This is a genomic window from Neobacillus sp. OS1-32, from assembly GCF_030915425.1.
Lineage (GTDB): Bacteria > Bacillota > Bacilli > Bacillales > Cytobacillaceae > Neobacillus > Neobacillus paridis.
In genome coordinates this window covers 209,232-228,882 of sequence record NZ_CP133263.1, presented here as the reverse complement: position 1 = coordinate 228,882, position 19,651 = coordinate 209,232, and the positions used below count along the sequence as shown (strand labels likewise).

Sequence of the window (19,651 nt, the reverse complement as noted above, 5' to 3'; positions counted from 1 at the left end):
AGTTACTGATAATAAGGTTAGAACGGCAGTTGATAGCCAAGCCGCTTCAGTTCTCGTAAAGTCCTGGAAACAGGCAGGCCGACAACTGTAAAATAGTCTCCATGAATTTTTTTGACAAGCAAACTTCCCAGCTGTTGAATGCCATATGCCCCTGCTTTGTCAAATGGTTCGCCGCTTTTCACATAGGTAGTGATTTCGTTATCTGTTAACTCCCAGAACCATACTTCTGTTTTTTCATAAAATTTGGTTGAGTTTGTCTGCGAGACAATCGATACACCTGTGTAAACATGATGCTGTTTTCCGGAAAGACTGTGTAACATTGAAATAGCTTCCGCCTCATCTGCCGGCTTGCCCAAAATTTGCTCATTCGCCACCACAATTGTATCGGCGCCAATTACATAAGCATCCCGATGCTGGTTAAAAACCGCCCGTGCTTTCCGTTCTGCCAGTTCCATAACGACTTCTTCCGGTGTAAGCTTCGGGTTGTAGCTTTCATCAACTTCGCTGCTGGAAATTGCAAATGTTAAGTGGAGATTTTCTAGAAGTTCTTTTCGCCGTGGAGAAGAAGAGGCTAAAATGAGGTTTTGCATGTCATCACCTTACCTTTTTGCGTTTAAAGGGAGATACAACTCAATCGTATCAAAAATCGTCGTCGCAAACAATTTTTATATCATTAAATTTTGATGAAATTTGTAAAATTATACAGGTATTTTTCCGTGAAAGTATTTTTCCACCTAAGAAAAGTCTGCCCGGACTGGACAGACCTTATGGAGAAATAATTTCCCGGAAAATATTTGTGTGGCAATGACTCTGGCGAAATGACCATTCAGAGAGAAAAATAATATGCCACGAAGTTTAATAAATGCTGCTGGGCATCAGTTAAATTTTTTTCATCCTTCGCTGTTTCATACTGCTTTACTTTTTCATATGCTGCCGTTAATTCCTGGTTTATTTTTTTGATCTTTTCGTTGTTCATGTCAGCAGCCTTTAATTGTTTCTTAACGTCTGCCAATTTACCAGCAGATTCGGGTGGAATCTCATTGGTCAACAGTGCACTTGAGGTCGCTAGAGAAAGTGTTTGGTAGATGGATGGGACAGATTCAAAAAAGTTTTTTTCCGTTTTAGTTAAGCCGGTAATATTTTTCGCGTCCAATAATAGCGGCTTGGCAAAAACATCGGCGACACCGTTTGCTTTATAGTGGGCACCCAGTGATTTGGCGTTTTCAATTGAATCGGCAAGACCCAAAAACAAATAAAACTTGCCATCGAGATCGATTGATTGTGATGGAATATCAATCGAAGCAAGTTGTTGACTCGTCTCCTCAGCACCAGTCTTGGAAGCAAAAACACCTCCCTGAATTACGAATATGGTTTGTTGTTTATTGGCGGCCGCAGTCGTTTTTGCTGTCGTCTTATTCGTTTTCTTTGGTCCCGACTGCGCCTCATCGACAGCATTTTGTTGGGGCACTACCTTTTCGGCAGGCTGGCCATTTAATAGCTTAAGCATGAATATACCAATCGTTGAGCCAATTAAAACTGCCAATAGAGCGGTAATAAAAATGGTTCGCAGCGGGCGGCCGTTTTTCTTTTTATAATAGCTTGAAAAGGAAACCGTCTTTTTGACGCCTGCTTTTTTAGGATCATTACTCTTCCCTTTGCCGCCTGTAGCATGGAATTTTTCACGATCATTCTCCAATGATTCGGGAATGATCCAATCAAAACTTTCATCCTCTGATTCATGTGCCGCTGCTGTTTCCAGCAAATGATCGTCTTTTTTATCCGTTTGAGGCCATTCTACTATTTTGGAAGCTGTCGTCTTCATCGGCTTAAGCCCACCTTTTCGAAGTTCGTCCTGATAGGCTTTATGGTTTTCATTTATTTTAATTGTGATGGTACTGCCTTTTTTAGGCTTGTCCACATTCGCCTGCTCCTTTCGATAAAGATAGCTGATTGGTTTCATCCTATCATAACGGGCAAAAAAAATAACAAGACTTTTGTCGTCTTGTTATCGTAGACTTTCGCCAAAATTTTCATTTATTGGAACTGATTTGCTCGACGGACAATTTATTAAAGGGAACAGGAGTGTTTTCCCCTTGATAGGAGCATAAATTTCTTTTTGTTCCTTGAAGGCAAACAGCATCGATTTTTTGGCCCTTTACAACGACATATGTTTGATCAGTTGGCAATAAGTAATCATTCGTATCAGGATCTTTAAACTCATCGATAAAATCAGAATCATAGAGCATTTTATAGGTAATCTTGCTCGGAAAACTATCATGTACACTTTCTTGTCTTAAAAATAAATTAGCTGCCTCTTTTAAGGCAAGTGCATTCGCAACAAAGGCCCGGTCTTTTGAATCTTGTATGACTCTTGAAATCGAGATTATCGCAATGGCAGCAACAATTCCCAAAATGACCAGGACTGCGAGCAACTCAATTAAAGTTAATCCTTTTTCATTAAAGCGCAATCGTTTTTTCATTCACAGGACCCTTTGTTCTTCCAAATGATTTAAGGTTCTTGATCGTCTTCTTCAGCTAAAAAGTCACTTAATGGATTTTTTTTATTTGAAACTTTAGGAACATCAATAGGCGGCAGATCTTTCTGCAGGTCAACCAGTTCAGGGTCATAATAAGCAGTCAAGACAGCCTCAAATTTTAGCGGTGAGGATGCTTGTTCGACTGAGACCATTTCTTCCTGACCGGTAAACTTAAGTTGGTCAATTTTGATAATCCTTTTTAAAGACTTGATTTCCTCCAAGAACTTTTCCATCTCAAAATAACTATTAGCTTCCCCTGATAATAAAATCGATGTTTGTTTCATTCCGTTAGGCAATGTTTTATCCGTTGCCGTTGCTTTTGATGTTGACGCTGAACTGCTATTGCTCTGCGTTTTTTGCGCTGTATCATTAGTAGCAGCTTGGATCGCATCTTGTCCAGAACTATTTAGTTTCGTCTCAATAATATTCGCCCCGGAAATAATTTCTGCCTTTTCTATATCCAATAACAATTGGTCAAGCATTCGTTTAACAGGTACTTGCTGTTGCAATTCCATTGAACTGACAATTGTTTGATTACTTGTTTGTTTAAGTTTATTTTGATAGATCGTTAATTCTTGGTTTGTCATTTTTAACTCTGACTTTTTTTGATCTAAGTTGGTATTAATTGGAATGATGTAAACGTAGTAGGCAAGAACAGCTAATAATCCAATGACGATCAGTCCCAGGATGAAGCCAAGCGTATGTTTTTTGGAAAACTCGAGGGTCATGGGGTTGCGCCCCCTTCCTCTTTATTATCCGTTTTGGTACTGACTTTTTTTAATAACGGAATATTCAGGTCGATTTGATATTCCGCCTGATAACGAGGTACGATCTCTCCCTCTGTTACCGTTTGATCCTGGGTACTATTCTGGTTATTCGCTAACTGCTTAAGATCAGTCTGATTTACATCATTAATCACCGCATCCGTGATCCAAGGATATTTTAAAATTGAACTTAAATAGTAGGCAGCATCCGTTTTTGTATCAAACTGAACCTTTTGGGTGATTTTGCTTTCCTCGTTCAATTCAAATTCAAGAATAAATCCCCGTTGTGGCAGAGCACTCGTCAGTTTCTGTAACACATAAACGATATTATTGGGCTGATCCTTTGCCCATTTAATGACAGTTTCCAACTTCACCACTGAATTGGAGGATTGGTAGCTTTTTAATTTCTGCTGCTGTATCTCGAGGATCTTTTGATTCATGGTTACTTGTTTATCCAAGGTGTTCAGTTCTTCCTTTTTTCCGTTTAGATAAAAGCTGAAGCAAACAAACAATATGATGAGCAGAAACAAAAAAATCCCTGCCATCACATAAATGGCGATATTCTTTTCATCTTTTTTTGGCAGCAGGTTAATTTCAACTAACATCATTACACCTCTTTTAAACCTAACCCCATATTTAAATGAAATTGGGAGGGTACCGGCTCAGTGCCTATATGTTTTTTTAGAAGATCGTTGATTTTTAAAACGGGAATCTCAAATCTTTCTTTCAATTGGGCGAATATTTCATTTAGCCAAGGATGGTCTCCATCAAGAATAATTTGTTGGACTCGCTGATTTCCTTGTTTCAAAGAATATTGATAAAAATTCATCACCTTTTCCATTTCACTATACATATCGATTAATCCATTTAGGACTTCCTGTTTGTCGCCGATAAAATCAAAGGTGATGAAGGAATCTTTTTTCTGGGTGTAATTCCATTTTTCTCTTTCGATATCGATATACAAATGTCTCATAATAACCGGGATATTATTTTCAAAGATACATACATTTGCCGATTGTAAATCGACTTGGACAATTAAGTATTGATGTTGTAATTTTGGGCGGTCTTGCAAATGAAACAGAAGTCTGTTGATCGCAAGGGCAGAAATATCAGCGGCAATCGGTTTCAACTTTGCTTTTTCAAATAGATCCGTATATTCTCTTACTTTATCTTCTGGCGCGGCAAATAGTAAAATTTCATTCGCCTTTTCTTCTGTTTCTTTTGTGTGGTCTAACAGGTAATAATCAAATACTGGTTCGTCAAATGGCAAGTGAATACTTGAACCGATTTCCATATATAAATATCCCCTTATTTCATCTTCTTGGATATCATGTGGAATGGGTATTTTACGGATAACGATATAAGGGTCTGGAACAATAAATCGGACTTGTCTCTTGGCCATTTTCCATTCGGCAACACATTGTTCTAGAATCGTTGCTAACGTATCAAAATCGAGTATTTTGCCCTCTTTGATCAAACCATTGGGCAAATAATACTCGCCCATCCTTTGAATGGCAAGCGGCTGAGTTTGTTTAAGCTCGACAAACCGGATGGCATGATCTTTTATGGTCAAATTGACCGTTTTATGTTTTCCGATCATCAAATTGAATGCCATGTTGAAAACTCCTTAAAAAAAATCAATATACCATTGCAGGATTCTTTCGCCGAAGAAATAGGCGGTGATGGTGCCCAAGCCGATATAGGGTCCAAAGGCCATCGGCTTGCCTGTTTTTATCTTGCCAATCGCCATGCCAGCTAGTCCAAACACAGCGCCGAAAAGGGTAGACAAAAAAAAGGCGATGAGCAAGAGCTTCGTTCCAACGGCAAGTCCGATGACGGCGAACAGTTTAATATCTCCGCCTCCCATGCCGCCTCTGCTGATGATCGCAATCACAAGCAGTAAGATAAAACCGGCTGCAGCGCCGGCAAGCGAGTCCCACCATGGAGTAAGTGGCAGGAAGAATCTCTCTGCTACCAATAGCAGCGTGAAGACGATGAGAACCTTATCAGGAATGATCATATAATGGACATCGGAAACAAAGACAATCACCATTAACGAGATCAGGGTCCAGGCGATGATCAGTTCATAGGACCAGCCGATGATCAGCGGAGCAGCTGCGAACAAAAGCCCTGTCAGCAGTTCGACAATAGGATAGAAGGGCGAAATCGGCGCCTTGCAGCGCCGGCATTTCCCCCTTAATAATACATATGATAAAACTGGAATCAGCTCAATCGCTGATAACGTATGGTTACAGTTTGGACAATGCGACCGCGGTTTGACGATGGATTGGTTAACTGGTATCCGCAGGCCGACTACGTTGTAGAAGGAACCTAAGGTAATTCCGTAGAGAAAGACTAATAATAACAACATATTACGGATTTGTTGGTTGGGTTACTTCACTCGATACTTTAACCCTTGCAGCTACTTTATTATCAATATCTGAAATAGTGGCCTTATCAAACACAATATACTTTTTACCTGCTTGCACACTACCATTAGTTGTTAGTTTATATGTTATTTTATTATCACCGCCTTCAGTAATTTCAACGGAATACTTTACACCCTTAAAATTTTCACTATCTACATATGAATCAAGATCTGAATCAGTTACATTTCCACTTGAAGGAATTCCATTTGCTGCCACATACGTTTTAGCGGAGTTTAAGATTTGAATAGCATCCGATCTTACCGCATCTTCCTTCGACTTCTGAATAATCCCACCAATGGCTGGAATTGCAATTGCCGCAATAATCCCCAAAATGACAATAACCGCTAGAAGTTCGATCAACGTTAACCCTTTTTGATTTTTTAACCTTTTTCCTACTTTTTGTAACATACCCATTCTCCTTTAATAGTCAATTTGGATTATGACCTTTGTCATACAACTATATTATACTAGATTAGCAAAATAATAGAAATTGAATTTTTTTGAAAAATTTTGATTAACCAACATGTTGGAAAATATCAAACATCGGTACCAAAATCGAGGTAACAATCGTCCCGACTAAACCAGCCAAAACGACAATCATCAGCGGTTCCATCAATGATTTTAGCCGATCGGTGGCACTTTCAACTTCTTTTTCATAAAAATCAGCCACTTTTGCCAGCATTAAATCAAGTGTACCTGACTGTTCCCCGATAATAATCATTTGTGTTACCAGAGGTGGAAATGCCCAGTGCTGCTTCATCGGGTCTGTTAGTGAATGTCCATGTTCCAACGAATTCCGTGACTTTTCGATCACCCTTGCGATTACTTCATTTTCCACAATCGTCTCGACAATGGACATCGCTTGTAAAATCGGCACGGAGCTTGAAAATAACGAACTTAATGTCCTTGTCATCCGGGCGATTGCCGCCTTCTGCAGCATTTTTCCGAAAATCGGCATTCGCAATAAGAAATAATCCAGATAATATTTTGTTTTTTTATTTTTCTTGATCGCCATAATCGCTGTGGCAAACGCTAAGAAGATGAAAATGACCAGCCACCAAAACTTTTGCATGAAATCGCTGGCACTCAGCACAAACCGGGTAATCGCCGGCAGTTCCCCGCCAAAATCTTTGAACATATCAACAAACGTCGGCACTACATTGACCAAAAGAAAAATGACTACACCGACAGCAATAATCGCAACAGTGAGGGGATAAGCAAGTGCCGAGACAATCTTTTGCTTTGTAAAGTGTTGCTTTTCAAAGTGCACTGCCAACTTTTCCAGCGTCTCATCCATATTTCCCCCGGCTTCCCCAGCCCTAATCATATTGACAAACATATTGGAAAATATTCTTTTATGTTTTTCGGCTGCAGCCGATAATGGATGACCCTCACGTAAATCTTGTTCTACTTCGAGTAACACCTTTTTAAGCGATTTACTTTCTGTTTGTTCTGCCAAAATAGCGGTCGCCTCGACGATTGGAACTCCTGCCCTGATCAAGGTGGCGAATTGCCTTAGATAAATGACAAAATCTTGCAGTTTAACAGGGTTGCCCAATGTTAACTCTTTGGTGAAGAAAGTTTCCGGCACTTCATTTATTTCCAACACTCTGATTCCCTTGTCTTTCAGCTCAAGCAATGCTTCTCTTCTGGAAGACGCGGTTATCACACCTGACTTTTTCCCTTTTTTATCACGTCCGCTGTATTTAAATCGCGCCATCTTATTCCACCTTTTCCTGTAAGAACGGAACAACTGCTTCTTTTGCGATTGCACCTGACTGCAGTAAGTCTTTAATATTCATTTCCAGCGTTTGCATTCCTGAAGCTCTTGAAGTCTGCATGACATTGGCAATTTGATGAATTTTATCATTTCTGATCAGATTGGCAACAGCAGAATTATTGACTAAAATTTCGGTAGCTGCTCTTCTTCCTTTTCTGTCGGCAGTTGGAAACAGCCGTTGTGAAACAATCGCTACGAGAACAGAGGCAAGTTGAATTTTGATTTGTGGCTGCTGTGAAGGCGGGAATACGTCGATAATGCGGTTAATCGTTGCTGGTGCACTGGATGTATGTAATGTTCCCAAAACCAAATGCCCCGTTTCAGCTGCCGTAATGGCCGTTTGGATCGTTTCCAAATCCCGCATCTCACCAACCAGAATAACATCGGGATCCTGCCTTAACGCTGCCCTTAATCCATTCGCAAAGGTTTCCGTATCAAACCCTACCTCCCGCTGGTCAATAATACAGTTTCCATGCTTATGTAAATATTCAATCGGATCCTCCAGCGTGACGATATGTTTTCTCTGTGTTTGATTCATAAAATTTAGCAATGCCGCCAATGTCGTCGATTTTCCACTGCCCGTAGGACCGGTTACCAGCACGAGTCCATGTGGGCGATCAGCAATTTTTTTGATGATAGCTGGCAAGTCCAGTTCGTCAAGTGTGGGAATCCGTGTTGGAATCACGCGAATCGCCATCGCGATACAGGTACGTTGAAAGTAGGCATTGACCCTGAACCTTGAGACCCCTGGCAGTCCATAAGAAAAATCAAGCTCTCCTTTTTCCTTAAATCTTTCCCACATCCCGCTGGGGACAATTGCCTTTGCCATTTCTTCGGTATCAACAGGAGTTAGCGGCTCTTTGCCAAGTCTTTTTAATTCACCATTGATTCTTACAATCGGCGGAACCCCAACTGTCAAATGAATATCCGATGCCTTTACATCAAACCCGGCTTTAAGCAGAAGGTCAATTTTACTCTTCATTTTGAAAACTCCTAATCAGGGATGGCCACTCTTAAAACTTCTTCAGTGGTGGTAATTCCTTGTTTTACTTTTAATAGACCATCATCAATTAAAAAAATTGTTTTATTTTCCAAGGCTAATTCGCGAAGTCTCGAAAACGGCTCGCCATTCATAATGACCCGCCGCATCCGATCATCCATCACTAACACTTCATGAATCCCAATCCTGCCCTTATACCCCGTCATATTACAGGAAGCACAACCTTTCCCGCGGGTAACTTGGTCAATTTTCAACCCTCTTCTGGCAAAAATCTCAATTTCCCGCTTTGTCGGTTGCTGTACTTCGGCACAATCGCGGCACACTCTTCTCACCAGCCGCTGCGCCACGATTCCGCTAATAGAAGAGGCCACCATAAATGGTTCTACCCCCATGTCGATTAAACGGGTAATCGAGCCAAGAGAATCATTCGTATGAAGTGTGCTTAGAACAAGGTGACCAGTTAACGAGGCACGAATGGCAACTTCTGCTGTTTCTGTATCCCTAATTTCCCCAACCATAATAATGTTGGGATCCTGACGCAAAATAGAGCGCAGACCGGCCGCAAATGTCAAGCCAACATTCGAATTCACTTGAATTTGATTAATTCCTTCAAGCTGGTATTCAACAGGATCTTCAACCGTAATAATATTGACCTCTTCACTATTTAATCGATTCAAGGCAGCATAAAGGGTTGATGATTTTCCTGATCCGGTTGGTCCAGTTATGAGAATAATACCAGTCGGTTTTTCAATTAATCGGATAAATCTATTTAAATTTACTTTATTAAATCCCAAACTATTAAGATCGTTTAAGGCCGATCCTAAATCCAATAATCGTAAAACAATTTTTTCACCATAAATAGTAGGCAAAGTGGAGACACGAATATCAATTGGATGAAAATCGAGATTCATCTTGATCCGCCCATCTTGAGGAATCCGATGTTCGGTTATATCCATGTTCGCCATAATCTTAATTCTTGCTGTCAAAACACTTTGCATATGTTTTGGCAGACTTCTTTCTGTTCTTAAAACACCGTCAATCCGATTTCGAATAACAACTTTCGTATCATGTGGATCAATATGAATATCGCTGGCCTTTGCCGTTGCAGCATTGGAAATGATTTGATTCACCAGTTTAACAATGGGTGAATCCTTATCAACAATTTTTTCTTCCTCTGATTGGACAGACGGCTCACGGTCAAGTAATAAATCTTCAAACCCCTCATCCATGTCATAATACTTGTTTATTGCCCGAAGAATATCGTCTTTAGTGGCAATGGCCGTCTCAATATGAAATCCCGTCGATAGCCTTAAGTCATCGATCGTAATAAAATCCATTGGATCCGCCATGGCAACTAAGAGCTTTTCCCCTTCTTTTTTCAACGGAATAATTAGCCGCCTTTTGGCTATTTCTTTTGGAACAAGGGAAAAAAGGCTTGGGTCAAAAGGATAGCGGTATAAGGTAATATGAGGAATTCCCAGTTGGAACTCCAAAACCTCAATCAACTGCTGTTCCGTTATAAACCCTTTTTGGATCAAGACGTCTCCAATTTTTTGTTTTGGATTTTTATCTTTTAAGGCCATTTGTAATTGTTCTTCGGTAATTAATCCTGCTTCAATCAGTAAATCTCCAAGCCTCTTTCGCGTTTGAATCATCATAACCCCTGCTTTTTTTCTTATTTTGCAGCTTCATTCGGTTTTCCCCATAAATCACCAGAGTTTCTAGCTTCATTTGTGGTTTGATCAGAATTTTTTGTCCCCTGATTACTCTGACCCTTCCCGGTCTTTTGATCCGTTTCGTTAGAAGAATCCGCTGAATTTCCATTTTCTTTATTGCCGTTTTTCGTTCCGTTATTTCCTGTATCAGCGTTCTCTGTTCCGGTAACTGTTCCGTCCGCGTTCGTTTCTGAAGTTTGCTGCTCGTTTACTAATAAACTATGAAACACAAGCCGATTTATCGGGAGATAGAAATCTTCCGCAAGCAGCGTTTTTTCGAGGGTATTTCCATCCTCATCAACCTTGTACCGGTATACTTTAACAAGAATACCCTTCTTTCCCTGTGTTTTCACTATTTCACGATTAACCGGAAGTTTAGCATCATATTGAACTACCGTCTATCGACTACAATGTAACGATTACTTCTACAGATGAGGATAATCAATCCTTTATGATTCCATTAGCAGTAAAAGTTGGGTGGGAAGTTAATAAAAAACCAGATTCGACCGAACTCAAAGGGGCTTTAAAAAGTGAAGATATTCGATGAAAAGGGAATTACGCTAATTGAATTATTGGCCGTTTTCACACTTTTAATGATCGTTTTGCCGGTTATTTATGGTGTGCTCACATCAGGATTAAAGCTTTACAATAAAATTCAAATTGAAGGACAACTCCGGGATGATGCTGATTATGCTGTCACCATGATCATGAACACCTTCTATTCCTATCCCTTTGATGAGGTAAAGAAGTGTGGGAACAACTGCATTGAACTGGTTGATAATCAATACACCAAAATCCAACAAGTAGATAAGAGAAGCTTTTATGAAGTCAAACAGCATGAAGATCGAGATACTGATACGACTACGAGTAAAATCATTACGTTTCTGAAAGATGCGGATGGAAATCAAATACTTGAGATCGACGGAAAAAGATTTGATGATATTTCGCACTTTAGCAATGTCAACATGACCTATACATGTAATGACAATCAGGACCATTCGCAACCAGCTGATGGAGGCTGTAAGGCGGGGATGGTCAAGATTGAATTAGAATTAAATCATAGTCGATTGGAAAAACCTTTCAAATTAACAAGTCAATTTGGCTTTTAAGGGGGGAAGTTTCATTGATTCATAACCAAAAGGGGAACGCACTGATAACCGTACTTCTCATATCATTAGTATTTACCATCATCGGTTTGGCGATCATTTCCTCCTCAATCAGTGGTACAAAACGGACAGAAAACCGAAAAACGGATATTGATGTATCTTATAACGCCATAAAAGTGGTTGGTGACATTACAACCAATATTACGAATAAACTAAATACCCTATCGCTAAAATCGTATATGACGCGATCAGGCGGGCAAACAACGATTGATCCTACATTCGATCCAAAGCTTCAAGAGCTCTTAAAAGATTCATTAACTAAAATAACAGACAACGAAAAAGCAAAAATAGAATGCCTTAGTCTCGTGGATGAAAGCGGCGCGAGCGCTTCTGAAATTATTGGATCGTCTGGCTCCTGTGTTAACGATTTAAGCAAGTTTTCTAGTTATCAGATTAACAAGGACAATGATTTTACGAGAGTGTTTGAGATTGTGCTTGTCACGAAAAATCCAAACAAGAATGAGGGTAAAATTCAGCGAACAATTCGCAAATGCTTTATTCTCTCCCCGCTGCCGAGCTTTTTAAAATATGCCGTTGGCTCTTACGGTGAAGGGAATGATTTCGGTCTGGTGTTAAACGGTTCACCGAATATTTACGGGAATGTTTATGCTAATCAATTAACGATCAGTGAAAATGCGAATTATCAGCTTAGAGATGGATCTGATAAAACATCCGCTACACCGATGCCTTCCATTAATGGGGATCTCTATAGTTCGACGGCAAATTTACTGCCAATTGTAAAGGAAAAGGAGCATTTTTATAAAGGAGAAATTCCTGAACTTAAGAATGACAGTCAATTTATTAATATTAATTTTCGGGAATCATTCGATAATCAAATGAATGATATACTTGTGGAAGGTGGTTTAGGATTGTCCTGGGACGGGGATCGGGGTGCTTTTCAAACAGATTTGCTGGATCGGATTAATGCTCAATACACGGAAAATAATCGGCCGCTATCTGATTTCGGAATTGATAGGAAAGATGCCCCGGTTAATCTGCCAAATGGAGGTACTACAGCGAAGGGAAGCTATATTATGGGAAGCACACCGCCTATAGATGATCCGATCAGCGTCAATGGTGACTTGGTTATTATGAGCAGTGGTAATGATATTACATTAAAACAACAGCTCGTTGTAAAAGGAGATCTTTATATTGTAAGCTATCAAAATATTAACTTAAGCAATATTTATGTGACTGGTGATATTCATATTGTTAACTTTGGCGGTACGATTCTGCTAAATGGAAATATCGCTGGTGCAAACAATATAGATATTGAATCCAGTGGAAATAGCGGACAAGTGGAAGTAAATGGTGTAGTCATTTGTGGAAATAAATTAAATATGGGAGCCAGCGCAAATAATGACATTATCGTAAATGCCGATATTCTAGCTGGTAACAATATTATGATTAAGCCAGTTGATACTTCTATAAAAATCAACAAGAACATTGTGACAGCCGGCTCGCTGACTATTAATGGCGATGATGAATTAGCTGCCAGTACCGTAACCAGTGAAAATGATGCGGTCATTTTTAACTCGGTTGTCTATGTCGATCATACAGCCAACATTTCAAATGTAAATATCCTAGGTGCCAATGATAATGAGAAACAATTAATCTTATTAGCCAATGGTAAGTTAACGATTACAAGGATCAATGAATTTAAAAATTTCCAACCTTCTAAAGAAAGTGCAAAACCTTATTTACCTGAGAAAGAAAATACGATTAAACCTTTAAAAGCCTTTTTCTATACGGAATCGAATGCCATCCTCTATGGTGTTGGTTCGCTCTTTTATATTGATGGCGGCCTGTTTGCCAAGGACAGGCTAGAGATCAATGCAATTCGAGGCGAAGTCACAAAAATAGATGATTTACCACCAAGTCTGACTCAAACAGATATGTATTCTCGTTTTATTGTCAATTATAATAGCGACATCCTCCTGCAAAGAATTGATGCATTGCCGATTATTGATCAACTGCAAATCTATTCAGATGAATTAATTGTAGAGTAAAAAACTCGTTCCCGAACATAGGGAACGAGTTTTTTATTACCAGCGGCCTGCGCCGTCTACTCCATTATCATCGGACGACTGATCGTCGTTTACTACTTCGAATAATGCGGAATCACTTGGCTCGCTGCCGTCTTTTTGTTTCACTGCCGTTGCCTTTACCGTTGAATAACCGATGTCTTTAGCGATAATATACCAAGTTCCATTTTCTTTTGTAACCGCCACTTTGTCTTTCATTGTGGTTGTTACATCAGCTATCGCCTTATTGGTGGCATTGGCTGGATTGAAAATCAGTAAATCTTCGACTGGGATCTTATCATTCTTACGAATTTTAAATACAGCCTTTTTAAATTTAATTTCCTTTAAGGCGATATATGGATCTTTTACATGGATCGGAACCGTAACGGTAATATCGGAACCATCTGTTGTTTTAATTATTAATTCAGTATTTCCTTCCTTTACACCGATTATTCGATTTGCTTCCAATAAGTCTGCGATTTCCTTATTATCTATCGAAATCGTTACGTCTTTATTGGTTGCATCATTTGGAAGAATCGTCACAGCGAATTCAACCGATGTACCTACTTCAACCTCAATTGGATTCGGGGCAACTGAGACAGATTCAATTTTCTTTATAATCTTAATGGTTTTTGTAATCGGCTGATTATCTAAAGCAAACCCGCCTTCAGCTTTAATCGTGATAGTATTATCTCCTGATTTTGTTATAGGAATAACCTCATTCGGATTAAATTCTACCCATGGCTGTTGATTAATCGAGTAGTAATACTTCACTTCTTTACCCGGAATCAGTTTTGATAATTTCACATCGACAAACTCATTGGCTGTATCCCCGGAATTATATTGCTTACCGGTGTCTTTTCCTTTGAGCTCAAAATCAGGTTTTAAATAGATGGTTGCTGTTTCGTCATCAAAATAGGTAATGATGATCGATGTACCATCTTGACCGAAAACCATTTCCTTAACAGGTTTATTTTTCAAACCATAATTATTTGGAAAATCTGTTTGGGAAATTGTGTTCTTTAATGTATCATTTATTTTTGTAATGATTCCAAACGAATCTCCCTCATATATGATATCAGGAAACTGATTCAATCTAACCTTCATATTAATAACCTGATTGGAGGCAGGAATAGAGGTCTCTTGTGTTTGCGTAAACCGGCTATCTTTAAATTGCAAAATGGCTTTTGGCATCACGGTATTACTCAGTGCCCAATCAGCTTGTAATTTAAGAACCGCAGGAACTTGGGTTGGACTAAAAGCCCCATTTTCATAATTGATAGTCTGAGATAGATCAATCTGCGCTGCTGGTTTGCCATTATAAGTAATAAGTTTAATACCTGTTGACGGGATTAAAGAAATACCTTCAGGCAATGGTTGTATAATTCTCAAATTGCTTAATGTTCCCTTAACGGTATTATTTATAAGCCCATATGGAGACAAACTATAGGTCACATTAAATTGGTTCGTTGTTTGTTTAACGTTTGAAATTTTGATTAAATTATCAACGGTATTCGTAACTCCATTTAATGTCATTGAGCCTTTAAAGCCTGGTGGTGCATCTGGTTTAACCTCGATTGTAACTGGGTCATGTTTGAGTGTGACAATAGAACCATCAAGGTTTCGGTAAGTCATATAAATATTATCGAACGTATACGTACCTGTTTCCGAAAAACTAAATGGGAAGCTGATATCTTTTGATTGATTAACCTCTTGATTGAATGGAAAATTAAAGTTGAATTTATAAATAGCCGTATTTCCTTCAAGTCTTGCGTCTGTTCCGTCTACTAAACTTACTTTTCCGTTAAACTTACTTAGATCGACTGATACTTCCCCATCAATCGCAGGAGTGGCAACATCTTTTGAAATATCTTGGAAAATACCAGAAATATTATCTGTATTAGCTTGTCGTGCGGTAACCCCAGTTTTCGATGAAAGCTCACGCAAATAGGCCATATCCACTTCAGAATCACTGCCGAAACCAATGGAAAATAGCTTAATATTTTTCTCCGCTAGTTTATTGGCCATTGAGACTCCATGACTTCTGATATTGTTTACAGTTGCTGCAACCGACATGCTCTTATTATATCTGGTTCCATTTAATTCATAATACACTTTGTTTGTCATGCTTTTACCGGAACCATATAATTCATAGTGCACAGGAACATCCTCAGTAACTTGTTTTGTTTCATAAACAGGTTTTTCACTACAAAATAAGATACCTAGGACACATTCAGTTTTCGTACCTACCTGTACTTGTTTATTATAGGTCATTTTTTCATTAAAGATGGAAAAAGTAGGTTCACCATCCGTCAAAAAGATAATGTATTTATTGTTTTGCGATCCATCCAGTAGCTCAATTGCTTTTTCAAATGACTGCGTATAGTTCGTTCCGCCTTTTGCTGTAAGTGATTGGGCCGTCTGATTAATTTTATCCAATCCTTCATTTATCGTTGTCGGAGAAAAATTTACTACCTGTTCTACATCCGAACTAAAAGAAATAAAAGCAAACCGATCATTTGGACCTGCATTTTTTTTGAAATAACTGACAGCCTCAGCCATGGCATTTTTGGCGCTTTTAAATTTTTGCGGATTCTTCCCTGATTCATCCATAGACCCCGATTTATCAAAAATAAATATAACATCTATCGGGTCACGATTTACATTCGTTGACTTTCCGGACGGTGTTAAGTGAACATCGAGATTGCCCAATGCATTTTGATCTTGTGGTTTAACAATTACATTTTGTGATGGATTTACACTAAAATCTACCTTTGGCGGATTGTTTGATTGGGCAAAGGACTTATTCGGTATGCTGAATATTACCATTAGTAGAAGTAATCCAAATAATGCATAGATTCTTTTCATAAATGATTCCTCCTTCCTATAAATAGATTTTTTTCTTTATATAAATGATGCTATTTTCCTATTTTCCTTCTACTAGTAGTATATCAAATTAATAATCATTATAAAATGAATTTTTTTATTGAAGAATGAGACTTTTTTATAAAATACCCAATATTTCGAAATCAAACATAATCAAAAGAAAAAGTCAAAAAGATCGATTCAGTGAATCGACCTTTTTGAAAAACTATATATATAATAGAAGCCGGTTAACAAGTCGAATACTCCGCGACCCGGTTCCGTCCGGCCCGTTTTGCGCCGACATAAAGCGCTCTGTCGGCATGGCGAATTAATGCAAGGGCATCTTCGGCATCCTCAGGTGCCACAGCAACGCCAATGGAAACGGTAATCGGCACCTGATGTTCTCTTTGATCCAAGGACTGGCGTAAAACGAAAGGCCAATTTCCGATCGACTGCCTCATCAGTTCGGCCAACTGAAAAGCTTCTTGTTTCGACAGGTCTGGCAAAAGGACAACAAATTCCTCGCCCCCATAACGGGCCACTGTCCCCCGGTCACCTACTAGTTTACAAATTCTAGTTGCCAATTCGATGAGGATTTCATTTCCACTTTGGTGGCCATAGGTATCGTTAATCGTTTTAAAATGGTCAATATCCAGGATAATTAAGCCAAGCTGCTGCCGTTTAAAATGGAGCAATTTATCGAATTCATCCATCAACACATTTTCGAAATAACGGTAATTATATAATTTCGTTAGCGGGCAACGTTCACTCTGCCGCTTTGTTTGCTCATAGTGCTTGGCATTTTCCATCGCAACCGCGAAGGATGAGCAAAGAATTTCGAGAATCATCAGTTGATATTTTTCATAGGCACGTTTTTGATTGGATGCGAGAATTAGGACGCCAATTATTTTGTTACTTCTTTCGATGGGAACAGCTAAAATACTCTCAGCATTTGAAGGAATATTACCGGTTTCATACTGCTTCCATTCCTGCTTTTTATTGAAAAGATGGGCTTTTCCGCTCTGCCATACTAAGCCGCTGATGCCTTCCGTTTTTTTCATTGATTTCATTTCATTCGGCAGAACCGTTCCATTTTCCATGCGGCGGAGCAATCTAGGCTCTTCCCCCTCTGATTCTAAAATATAAGCATAATCGACTGGCAGCATTTCACTAAGCTTTTGGATAAATAAATGAATCACATCGTTTTCATTCAGACGCTCGGCCATCTGATGGCCGATTTCAGCTGCTTTTTGCAAGTATTCATTGATCTTTTGACTGGAATAATAGAGATTGAAAATAATTGACACGCTAATAAACGGAACTCCAACAAATAAGAGTGCTAGTATGCCAACCTGGTTGTATAAAATATATAATACAATCCCAATCGGGAAGGTGATGATCGTTGAAATCGTTTCGACAAAGAAGTCCTTCCCCCAAAATGATGTTTTATAAATAAAATGAAGATGAAGTGAAATGATAATTTGATTGATTCCATAGTTAGCAAATGAATAAACAACAGCGAGCCAAATGGCGCTTAGGTTACCGCTCAATGTTGGCGCCACTTCACCACCAAGAGTATAATAAATAATCCCGCTGAAGAATGAGACCGCAAAAAACATATTTAAATTTAGCGGATATCGGAAAAACTCTTCCCGGCGATAAACATGTGACCTTAACAGGACCACGACAACCGCAAACTGGGCAAAAATAATCTCAAAAAACAAGCCAAATTTTAAAAAGGTAGCTAAAGCCACCCACTGAATTAAAAAAATAAACATATTATTGATGACGATCGGCATCGCCGCAACCACCAATGTTAGCAAGAAAAATGCCAATAAATCAGGCCAATTACCGGAAAAATGAGGGGGGTAAGTTTTATAGGTAAACCATAAACCGGCTGGAACCACAATGATCCACGATAGATAAATAATTCTTTTCAAAAGTGGATTAATTTTCATCTAAAGCCCCCCTTTTCAAAATGTTATTAATTCAAGATAAATTAATTTTAACAAATATTAAGAAGCTTGTCACAGTGAAATTGTCTTATTTTTCAAATAACAACATAAAAATGGTTTAACTTCTGAAATAAAATAGAGTGAGCCTGTAATAACCAGCATGTCGCTGCCCTTAAGGTCTTGTATCTCTTCAGAAAGGTACGTTTTCCAATCATCTACCGCTGTTTTATTGGCTGATTGACTGATTTTCAAAAAGTCTTCGGCTTTTGCCGCCCGTGGATAATCGAAATTGACAAATGTAATCTGGCTGGCCACTTTATCCAGCTGGGCGATCATTTTGTCGTATTTTTTATCCTTTAACGCTGCAAACACTACGTGGATCGTACGGTCAGAAAAACGCGATGATAATTCATGTACTAACGTGGTAATGCCTTCATCATTATGCGCCCCATCAATGATTACCAACGGAAGCTCCGAGAGAATTTCAAATCTTCCCGGCCAATAAGTATGCGTTAATCCTTTTCGTATATCCCGCTCCGTGATTTTATACAAGCCGGCCTGATTTAAATATTGGGCCGTGCAAATGGCTAACGCCGCATTTTCCGTTTGATGCTGACCAATCATGCTGATTTCCAGCTGTTTCAAAGTTTCTGTTGCAGTTTGAAGCGTAAAGACTTCCCCTTTTATCATCGAGTGGTGATCGCTAATGATAAAATCTTCACCTAAGTGATAAAGCGGCGCTTCCATTATATTCGCCTGGTCTTTCATCACCTTTAATGCCCCCGGATGTTTAACTGCTGTAAAAACCGGGGTAGCTTTTTTAATAATACCTGCTTTTTCAAACGCGATTTCTTCATATGTGTCGCCAAGGATATTGGTATGGTCAAGGCCGATATTCGTAATGATCGAGACCAGCGGTTGAATAATATTGGTCGAATCAAAGCGGCCGCCCAAGCCTACCTCATAAAGAACGACATCTACTTTTGGATGATGGGCAAAATAATAAAACGACATTGCCGTGATCACTTCGAACTCTGTTGGACCACCAAGCTCTGTTTCCTCCAATTGCTCTGCTAACGGTAGAATGATATTTGTTAAATTTAGGATTTCTTCGTCGCTGATGGGTTTCCCATTGATACTGATCCGTTCATTAAAATGTTCAATATAGGGAGAAGTAAACGTCCCGACAGTATAGCCAGCCTCCTGGAGTATTGAGCGTAAAAAGGCTACCGTTGATCCTTTCCCGTTTGTCCCGCCGATATGCACCATTTTCAGATTTTCTTCCGGAAACCCGAGCCTTGCCATCATCCATTCCATCCGTTTTAATCCAGGCTTAATGCCAAGTCTTAGCCGCCCATGAATCCACTCCAGGGCTTCTTCATAGGTTGTAAACATTCCGGCCACCCCCAATATTCT

Annotated in this window: 16 protein-coding genes and 1 pseudogene; 2 read left to right on the top strand and 15 right to left on the bottom strand. The window is 39.2% G+C overall.

The features are described 5' to 3' along the window. Positions 1 to 17: 17 nt before the first annotated feature. The 12 genes and pseudogenes from RCG24_RS01180 to RCG24_RS01125 all read right to left on the bottom strand — a co-directional run. Positions 18 to 590 (bottom strand): Maf family protein, encoded by a 573-nt coding sequence (locus RCG24_RS01180; RefSeq protein WP_202652304.1) that lies wholly within the window; start codon positions 588 to 590, stop codon positions 18 to 20. A 236-nt stretch (positions 591 to 826) separates the two neighbouring features. Continuing rightward, a complete protein-coding gene (locus RCG24_RS01175) occupies positions 827 to 1,960 on the bottom strand; it encodes a hypothetical protein (RefSeq protein WP_308078120.1) in 1,134 nt (377 codons plus the stop codon). A gap of 70 nt (positions 1,961 to 2,030) precedes the next feature. After that, a complete protein-coding gene (locus RCG24_RS01170; protein WP_308078118.1) occupies positions 2,031 to 2,480 on the bottom strand; it encodes a prepilin-type N-terminal cleavage/methylation domain-containing protein in 450 nt (149 codons plus the stop codon). A gap of 29 nt (positions 2,481 to 2,509) precedes the next feature. Next, positions 2,510 to 3,265, bottom strand: a complete 756-nt coding sequence (locus tag RCG24_RS01165) for a pilus assembly protein PilO (protein WP_202652299.1) — start codon at positions 3,263 to 3,265, stop codon at positions 2,510 to 2,512. Next, entirely contained in the window at positions 3,262 to 3,909 is a 648-nt protein-coding gene (locus RCG24_RS01160) for a fimbrial assembly protein (protein ID WP_202652297.1), read from the bottom strand. The genes RCG24_RS01165 and RCG24_RS01160 overlap by 4 nt, the downstream gene beginning before the upstream one ends. Beyond that, complete coding sequence (gene pilM, locus RCG24_RS01155; RefSeq protein ID WP_308078116.1) at positions 3,909 to 4,916, bottom strand: type IV pilus biogenesis protein PilM; 1,008 nt, start codon at positions 4,914 to 4,916, stop codon at positions 3,909 to 3,911. The genes RCG24_RS01160 and pilM overlap by 1 nt, the downstream gene beginning before the upstream one ends. A gap of 12 nt (positions 4,917 to 4,928) precedes the next feature. After that, positions 4,929 to 5,672, bottom strand: coding sequence for a prepilin peptidase (locus RCG24_RS01150; RefSeq protein ID WP_308078115.1), 744 nt, complete (start codon positions 5,670 to 5,672; stop codon positions 4,929 to 4,931). 1 nt (position 5,673) lies between these two features. Continuing rightward, positions 5,674 to 6,138 carry a prepilin-type N-terminal cleavage/methylation domain-containing protein gene (locus tag RCG24_RS01145; protein ID WP_308078113.1) on the bottom strand — a complete coding sequence of 155 codons (465 nt, stop codon included), beginning with the start codon at positions 6,136 to 6,138 and terminating at the stop codon, positions 5,674 to 5,676. Between the two features lie 106 nt (positions 6,139 to 6,244). Beyond that, the gene (locus RCG24_RS01140; RefSeq protein ID WP_202652289.1) at positions 6,245 to 7,450 is read right to left on the bottom strand and encodes a type II secretion system F family protein; all 1,206 of its coding nucleotides are present in this window, start codon (positions 7,448 to 7,450) and stop codon (positions 6,245 to 6,247) included. A gap of 1 nt (position 7,451) precedes the next feature. Next, positions 7,452 to 8,492, bottom strand: a complete 1,041-nt coding sequence (locus tag RCG24_RS01135; RefSeq protein WP_202652287.1) for a type IV pilus twitching motility protein PilT — start codon at positions 8,490 to 8,492, stop codon at positions 7,452 to 7,454. Positions 8,493 to 8,503: 11 nt separating this feature from the next. Continuing rightward, entirely contained in the window at positions 8,504 to 10,168 is a 1,665-nt protein-coding gene (locus RCG24_RS01130) for a GspE/PulE family protein (protein ID WP_202652285.1), read from the bottom strand. Between the two features lie 17 nt (positions 10,169 to 10,185). Next, positions 10,186 to 10,611, bottom strand: a pseudogene (locus RCG24_RS01125) (hypothetical protein); the annotation flags it as partial. A gap of 144 nt (positions 10,612 to 10,755) precedes the next feature. Between RCG24_RS01125 and RCG24_RS01120 the strand changes: the two are divergent. Beyond that, positions 10,756 to 11,334, top strand: a complete 579-nt coding sequence (locus RCG24_RS01120; protein WP_202652275.1) for a PilW family protein — start codon at positions 10,756 to 10,758, stop codon at positions 11,332 to 11,334. A 14-nt stretch (positions 11,335 to 11,348) separates the two neighbouring features. Next, positions 11,349 to 13,400 carry a hypothetical protein gene (locus RCG24_RS01115; protein WP_308078111.1) on the top strand — a complete coding sequence of 684 codons (2,052 nt, stop codon included), beginning with the start codon at positions 11,349 to 11,351 and terminating at the stop codon, positions 13,398 to 13,400. Positions 13,401 to 13,436: 36 nt separating this feature from the next. Here the strand turns inward: RCG24_RS01115 and RCG24_RS01110 are convergent, their stop codons facing one another. The 3 genes from RCG24_RS01110 to RCG24_RS01100 form a co-directional block, all read right to left on the bottom strand. Beyond that, complete coding sequence (locus tag RCG24_RS01110; RefSeq protein WP_308078110.1) at positions 13,437 to 16,283, bottom strand: VWA domain-containing protein; 2,847 nt, start codon at positions 16,281 to 16,283, stop codon at positions 13,437 to 13,439. Between the two features lie 245 nt (positions 16,284 to 16,528). Then, the gene (locus RCG24_RS01105) at positions 16,529 to 18,238 is read right to left on the bottom strand and encodes a sensor domain-containing diguanylate cyclase (RefSeq protein ID WP_308078109.1); all 1,710 of its coding nucleotides are present in this window, start codon (positions 18,236 to 18,238) and stop codon (positions 16,529 to 16,531) included. A gap of 69 nt (positions 18,239 to 18,307) precedes the next feature. Next, positions 18,308 to 19,630 (bottom strand): bifunctional folylpolyglutamate synthase/dihydrofolate synthase, encoded by a 1,323-nt coding sequence (locus RCG24_RS01100; RefSeq protein WP_308078107.1) that lies wholly within the window; start codon positions 19,628 to 19,630, stop codon positions 18,308 to 18,310. Positions 19,631 to 19,651: the final 21 nt, after the last annotated feature.